Annotated in this window: 2 protein-coding genes; both read right to left on the bottom strand. The window is 78.3% G+C overall.

Going from position 1 to position 1585, the window contains the following annotated elements; all coding sequences use genetic code 11:
• Positions 1 to 44: 44 nt before the first annotated feature.
• Positions 45 to 512 (bottom strand): pyridoxamine 5'-phosphate oxidase family protein, encoded by a 468-nt coding sequence (locus N866_RS20135; RefSeq protein ID WP_081802762.1) that lies wholly within the window; start codon positions 510 to 512, stop codon positions 45 to 47.
• A gap of 103 nt (positions 513 to 615) precedes the next feature.
• Positions 616 to 1585, bottom strand: a 970-nt coding sequence (locus N866_RS16820; protein WP_034228627.1) for an outer membrane protein assembly factor BamB family protein, incomplete at its 5' end; no start/stop codon positions are given.

The following is a 1585-nucleotide window of genomic DNA, read 5'->3' as shown; positions in this document are numbered from 1 at the left end:
ACCCCCCGCGCCGCTCGCCGCGGCACGGACTCGGCGCCGGCGGGTCAGCGTCGTCCGGGGTCCGGGTCCGCGTGCCACACGACGTACCGCGGCGGGAACACGCCGCGCGGCGCGTAGTGCGCCCACATCACACGGCTCAGCAGGAGCTCGACGAGCTCGGTGTCGTCCGCGGGCTCGAACGGGCACGCCGCCGTGGCCGCCGCCCGCAGCGCCACCTCGCCGTGGGTCACCGCGGTGCCCGCCACCATCAGCTCGTCGTCGACGTCCTCGGAGCCGGTCGAGTGCAGGGCGTAGCGGCCGTCGCGCTCGAGGTCCCGCAGCTTGGGCGAGGGGCCGATGAAGGCGAACATCGACCCGGCCGCCCACACCGGCATGATCGGGTGGACGCGCGGCGCGCCGTCGCCGCCGACGGTGGCCAGGTAGCCGAAGCCCGTGCCGGGGACCGTGAGGAGGTCCCTCGCGGTGACCGCGAGGTCCGGAGCGCTGCGGGCGAACTGGCCCCAGGTGGCCATGTCGTCATCGTGGCAGCACGCCACCCCGCGGGAACGGGACCGCGGTCCCGACCTCGGGGTCACGGCGAGGGGGGCCCGCGCCGCGCCGGTCCCGTCGCATGCCTCAGCCGGGCGGCGGGCCGACCGACAGGCCGACGACGGCGTCCCCCGTGGCGGCCACGAGGTGGTGGTCCACGACGGTGAGGAGCCCCGTCCCCGCGGGCGTCCCGGAGCGCCACACCTCGGCGGCGTCGGCGAGGCGGCGGGCGACGACGACCAGCGCACCGTCGCCGCGCCGCCACGGCAGGAGCACGACGTCGCCGTCGGTCAGCGCCGAGGACGGGACCACCCCGTCCGCCACCGGGGAGCGCCAGAGCCACAGCCCGTCCCGCACGTCCACCGCCGTCACCGTGGCGCCGTCGTCGAGGAGCGCCACCCCGTCCACCTGGGCCGTCGCGCGGACCGGCACCCGACCGTCGTACGGCAGGCTCCACCGGGGGCGGCCGCTGCCCAGCTCCAGTGCCCGCAGGCGCTCGCCGTCGGCGGAGACGGTGAGGAGGGTGTCCGCCACGGACCCGTCGGTGGCGCCCACCGGGACGAGCGGCGGTCCGAAGAACGAGAACAGCCGGCCCCGTCCCTCCCGCGTGACCCGCCCGCGCCCGGAGTCCCCGTCCGGGTCCCAGGACCAGGTCACGCGGGCGCCGCTCGCCAGCACGTGCTCCTCGTGCCGTACCGGCGCTCGCCGCTCCCGCTCCGCGTCGAGCGCCTCCCCGGTGCGGAGGTCGACGGCGACGGCGCCGAGGCTCAGGGAGTCGGGCCGCCACACGGGCACGAGGGCGGCCGCGGGGTCGCCGGTGAGGACCTGATCGGGCCGGATCCCGTCGGCGCTGACGTGCTCCCAGAGCGGCACCCCGGTCGACAGGTCCCAGCGGGCGGCGCCCAGCCGGCCGTCCGGGCGGACGACGGCGACGACGAGGTCCCCGTCCACCGGTTCGGCGCCGACCAGCAGGCCCGCCGCGGTGGCCGTGAGCCGCGTCGCGCCGTCGGCCGGGTCGACGACGACGACGCGCACCTCCGCCGTCCCGCCGTCCGGC

The organism is Actinotalea ferrariae CF5-4, from assembly GCF_000603945.1.
GTDB lineage: Bacteria > Actinomycetota > Actinomycetes > Actinomycetales > Cellulomonadaceae > Actinotalea > Actinotalea ferrariae.
This window is presented reverse-complemented; position numbering and strand designations above follow the sequence as displayed.